The 4,079-nt window shown below is 74.1% G+C and carries 3 protein-coding genes; 2 read left to right on the top strand and 1 reads right to left on the bottom strand.

Going from position 1 to position 4,079, the window contains the following annotated elements:
- Window positions 1–317 precede the first annotated feature (317 nt).
- Window positions 318–1,412 (top strand): OprO/OprP family phosphate-selective porin, encoded by a 1,095-nt coding sequence (locus tag EDC50_RS16190; protein ID WP_123771597.1) that lies wholly within the window; start codon window positions 318–320, stop codon window positions 1,410–1,412.
- Window positions 1,413–1,580: 168 nt separating this feature from the next.
- Here the strand turns inward: EDC50_RS16190 and EDC50_RS16185 are convergent, their stop codons facing one another.
- A complete protein-coding gene (locus EDC50_RS16185; RefSeq protein WP_123771595.1) occupies window positions 1,581–1,892 on the bottom strand; it encodes an energy transducer TonB in 312 nt (103 codons plus the stop codon).
- A 163-nt stretch (window positions 1,893–2,055) separates the two neighbouring features.
- Here EDC50_RS16185 and EDC50_RS16820 point away from each other — a divergent pair.
- A partial coding sequence (locus tag EDC50_RS16820) for a HAMP domain-containing protein (protein WP_123771593.1) occupies window positions 2,056–4,079 on the top strand: 2,024 nt, incomplete at its 3' end.

Here is a 4,079-nt window from a genome sequence, read left to right as displayed (position 1 = left end):
CACGGCCAAGCCCGCGGCGCCGAAGCCGGCGCCGCGCAAGCTGCGCGGCGCCGCGGCCGCTGCCGGCGACCCGCACTGGCAGGAGTTCTGACGCGCCCCGCCCCCGCATGCGGGGGTGATGCGCCCGCGAGCGCCGCTTCGCGGCCCTGCCCTCGGCCGCGCCTGGGGCGGTGCCGCCACCGCGGGTCCGGCGGCGCAAGCCGCCGCACGGCGGCCTCGCATGACCCGCCGTGCGCTCGCGCGCCCTTGCGAGCAACGGAATTTCCGACGTCCGCAGCACACGCCTGCGGCCGCCCCCACATCCTCACGAGTCCACCATGATCGCTTCCCTGCGCGGCATCGCCCGCCGCACGCGCGCGCCGCGGGCGCTCGCCCTCCTCTGCGCCTGCACGGCGCCGGCGGCGGCCGCCGAATTCGTCCCCACCGGCGTGATCTACTACGACGCGCTCGAGGCGCATCCCGATGCGCGCCCGCTCGCCGACGCCGACAAGGTGCGCTCGGCGCGCCTGGGCTTCGGGGTCAAGGCCGAGCGCTGGCAGATCGCCGTCGAGCACGAGTTCACCGACCGCTCCACGCCCGACGCCTATCTGCAGCTCACGCCGCGCAAGGGCCACTGGCTGCGCGCCGGCCAGTTCAAGATGCCGTTCCTGCTCGAGGACGCGACCAGCGCGCGGCAGACGCCGCTGATGGAACACTCGCTGCTGGGCGCGCTCGCGATCGGGCGGCGCATCGGCCTGGCCTACGGCTACGCCGACGCGACCCGCGCCTACGCGGCCGGCGCCTACGGCCAACGCCTGGACGGCAAGAACGAGGGCGTCGGCGTCGCCGCCCGCGCCAGCCGCGCGTTCCTGCGCAGCGAGGCGGGCCTGCTGCACCTGGGCCTCGGCGCCGCCGCGGAATGGCCGCGCGAGGAGCGCCTGCGCGTGTCGAGCAAGCCGGAAAGCGCGCTCGCGAGCGCCAGCCTGGTCGATACCGGCGCCGTCCCCGGGGTGGAGCGGCATGCGCGCGCCGGCCTCGAGGCGCTGTGGCTGCACGGCGCCTGGTCGCTGCAGGGCGAGGCCGCGGCGGTGCGCGCCGAGGACGCCGCCGGCCGGCCGCTGCGCGGCAACGGCGGTTACGCGCTGGCGAGCTGGTCGCCGAGCGGGCATGCGCGCAGCTACAGGAACGGCAGCGTCGGCGCACCGTCGCCCGGCGACGGCACGGCCTGGGAACTGTTCGTCCGCTACGGCGCGCTGGACCTGGATTCACCCGTCGCGCGCGGCGGCCGTCAGTCCGACTGGAGCTTCGGCGCGACCTGGTACGCCGGCCGCCACGTCCGGGCGATGGCCAACTACGTCGTCGCGTCCAGCCGCCGCCGCGGCGTCGAGGACGACCCGCGCCTGCTGCAGGTGCGCCTGCAGCTGGCGTTCTGACCGGCTCGCCGCACGACCGCGCGCCGCCGCTCGGGCCGCAACAGAAGAAAGCCCGCAGGCACCGGCATGGTCCGGTCGAGCCTGCGGGCGCGGGAGCGGCCGGCCACGGCCGGGCCGGCCTGGAAGCGCGGGCAAGCCGGGGCCCGCGCCGGGGTGGGCGTCACGCGTTCACAGCGAGAAGTCCAGGCGCACCTTGCCCTTGCCGCCGCCGGGGGCGAATTCCCACTGCTTGACCGCGCGCACCGCCGACTGCTCGAACACGCGCGCCGGCCTGGCGTTGACCACCGAGACGCTGGTGACCTTGCCGGCGGGATCGACGGTGAACTCGACCTCGACGAAGCCCTGGGTGCCGGCGCGGGCGGCCTCCGGCGGGTACTGCGGTTCGACCCGCTTGATCGGCTTGAGGTCGGCCGAGGCCGGCGCGGCGAAGGACAGCGCCAGCGCGGCCAGGCCGGCGGCGAGAAGAAGGGAACGGCGCATATGAGCTCCTTGGAAGTGGTGTCGGGGAGACACCGCGGAGATCGGCCGCGCGCGCGGGATCTTTAGCCCCGGCCAAGCCGTCCGCGGCTAAAGAATCGCCACCCCATGCCGATGCAACGGAAGTCGAGACCCGCCCCCGGGTCCGTTCCGTTAGCGAGGCCCCATGTCCGTCCGTGCCCACCCCTCATTGCTGGACCGCCTTCTGCTCCCCGCCACCGGCCTGATGGCCCGCCTGCGCTTCGGCCAGAAGGCGATGCTGATCGGCGCCGCCTTCGTGCTGGCCTGCGCCGTACTGGCCGGCATCATCCTGGTCCGCGCCACCGACCAGCTCGACGCCGCGCGCGCGCAGCAGGCCGCGATCGCCGGCGTCAACCGCCTGCAGCGGGCGATGCTGGCGATGCAGGCGCACGAGCAGCTGACCGTGCGCCGCTTCGCCAAGGACGAGGTGGCGGACGCCGAGCTGCGCAAGACCGCCGCCGCGGTCGACGCCGAGCTGCGCGCGCTCGCCGCCTGGCAGGCGCAGGCGTTGCCCGATCCGGGGCTGCAGAAGGGCGTGGCCGCGGTCCGCGAAGCCTGGGCCCAGGCGGCGGCCGACCACCCCGACGTGCTCACCGCGGTGACCGCGCACGACCAGGCGATCCGCCGCGCCGGCGAAGCGATGGGCCTGCTGTCCAACGCCAGCGGCCTGGGCCAGGCGCAGAACGCGGCGGTGCTGTACATCGGCCGCGCCGCCAGCGAATGGCTGCCGACCCTGGCCGAGTACACCTCGCAGCAGGGCGTGGTCGCGCTGCGCGTGCTCGGCGACGGCGCGATCTGGGTCGACGACCGCACCGGCCTGGCGGTGTCGCGCAACATGCAGCAGTACGTGCGCAGCCGCGCCGAGCTGGAACTGCACGATGCCGAGCGCGAGATGGCTTCGCTGAAGCGGAGCATGGGCGAACCGTTCCGCAAGGCGCTGGACGCGCTGGCCAAGCAGAACGAAGCGATCCAGGCCCACGTGCTCGACGCCGAGACGCCGGTGCTGCCGGTCAAGACCATGGCCGCGCGCGTGGAGGCCGCGCGCCAGGCGCTGGGCGCGGCGATGGCCGCGGCCAACGCCTCGCTGCACACCGCCGCCGCCGCCGAGATCGACCGCCTGCAGCGGCGCACCGTGGTGACGCTGGGCGTGTGCGTGCTGGTGCTGCTGCTGGTGGCCTACCTGTTCCTCGGCTTCAGCCGCGCGATGCGCGCCGCGATGGGCGAGGCCAACCGCGTCGCCCGGCAGATCGCCGACGGCAGGCTCGACAACGCCATCGTGATCCAGGGCCGCGACGAGCTCGCCGACCTGCTCGGCTCGATGCGGCAGATGCAGGCCCAGCTGCGCGACAAGCTGGAGGAGGAGCGCCGCATCGCCGACGAGAACCTGCGCGTGCGCACCGCGCTCGACAACGTCGGCAGCAACGTGATGATCGCCGACAACGAGCGCCGCATCGTCTACCTCAACAACGCCATCCAGCGGATGCTGGCCGAGGCCGAGGCGGACATGCGCCAGGAGCTGCCGCAGTTCGAGGCCGCGCGCGTGCTCGGCGGCAACATGGACATGTTCCACAAGAACCCGGAACACGTCCGCCGCCTGCTGGAGTCGCTGCGCGAGCACTACGCCACGCGGATGCGGGTGGGCGGGCGCACCTTCGCCCTGTCCGCCTCGCCGATCATCGACCGCGCCGGCGAGCGCCTCGGCTCGGTGGTGGAATGGCGCGACATCACCGCCGAGGTGGCGGTCGAGGCGGAGATCGCCGAGATCGTCCAGGCGGCGGTGGACGGCGACTTCAGCCGCCGCATCGGCGTGGCCGGCAAGCAGGGCTTCTTCCTGCAACTGGCCGAGGGCATCAACCAGCTGCTCGAATCCAACGCCTCGGCGATGGACGACATCGTCCGCGTGCTGTCGGCGCTGGCGCAGGGCGACCTCACCCAGACCATCGAGACCGAATACCGCGGCACCCTGGCCAAGATGCGCGACGACATGAACGCCACGGTCGCGCAGCTGGCGCAGATCGTCGGCCAGATCCGCGAAGGCTCCGACGCGATCAGCGCCGCCGCCGCCGAGATCGCCGCCGGCAACGGCGACCTGTCCCAGCGCACCGAGCAGCAGGCCGCCTCGCTCGAGGAAACCGCCTCCTCGATGGAGGAGCTCACCTCCACCGTCAG

The organism is Vulcaniibacterium tengchongense (assembly GCF_003814555.1).
Classification (GTDB): Bacteria; Pseudomonadota; Gammaproteobacteria; order Xanthomonadales; family Xanthomonadaceae; genus Vulcaniibacterium; species Vulcaniibacterium tengchongense.
The sequence above is the reverse complement of the archived record's forward strand: the minus strand, read 5'-3'. Positions and strand labels throughout refer to the sequence as shown.

Bases quoted from the DNA above. Each gene is read 5' to 3' on its own strand.
- EDC50_RS16190 (WP_123771597.1), top strand. From the start codon at position 318: ATGATCGCTTCCCTGCGCGGCATCGCCCGCCGCACGCGCGCGCCGCGG.
- EDC50_RS16185 (WP_123771595.1), bottom strand. From the start codon at position 1,892: ATGCGCCGTTCCCTTCTTCTCGCCGCCGGCCTGGCCGCGCTGGCGCTG.